Source organism: Pseudoalteromonas sp. SWXJZ94C (genome assembly GCF_015864385.1).
Lineage (GTDB): Bacteria > Pseudomonadota > Gammaproteobacteria > Enterobacterales > Alteromonadaceae > Pseudoalteromonas.
The window spans coordinates 1-672 of record NZ_JADYXF010000154.1 but is presented as its reverse complement, the minus strand read 5'-3'; the positions used below and the strand labels follow the sequence as shown (position 1 = coordinate 672).

General features: G+C 35.0%; 1 protein-coding gene. It reads right to left on the bottom strand.

Features of this window, described 5'->3' with window-relative positions; translation table 11 throughout:
- Positions 1–63: 63 nt before the first annotated feature.
- Positions 64–672: hypothetical protein (locus I6F65_RS21530; RefSeq protein ID WP_197114883.1), on the bottom strand; the 609-nt coding region annotated here is incomplete at its 5' end.

Sequence of the window (672 nt, the reverse complement as noted above, 5' to 3'; positions counted from 1 at the left end):
CGCTTTAGCATTTACTATGATGTGGCTACCAATGTGGGCTGATTAATATATATACTACAAAGATCAACAGCCCCTAGTCATACCTAAATTAAAAATCATGTCAAATAAAGCCAATTTCACATTATCAGAATATCCCTGAAATTCCTGAGTTCCATACACCTGCTTTAGTTCTTTTTCAAAGTTATTTATATGATTTTCAACTTGTTTATCCATCAAGCTCTCTTCTAACTCTAATGTTGAGTATTCTTTGTAAGCTCTTGCACGTGTATTTGGTTCTAGAGACAAACCTTTAATTTTAATAAATTCATCTTCAATTTCTTTTTTCGTAGCAAGAACACCAGTACTTCTTACTACAAAAGCTACTTTTTTAGCTGCTTCAATATCTTTTATTAAGTGCCCCACCCCAGCAGTTATATTGCCAAGTTTATCTTTATACATATGAGGAATTCGATTTTCATATTGTTCGAGATTGCGTTTTAAAGTAGCTTTTATCGTTCCAGATATTGGAACAACCGTAACTACTGCGGCACTCGCCAGCTTTTCGTTGATTTTTCTATGGGTGCGTCCATTTGGATCTATTTTTCCATCTGGGCGTACCATATTTACCACTTTGCTTTGAAATAACTTAATAGCAGCTACCGTTTTAGAATTTTCAGGGCGTGAGCCTAAACG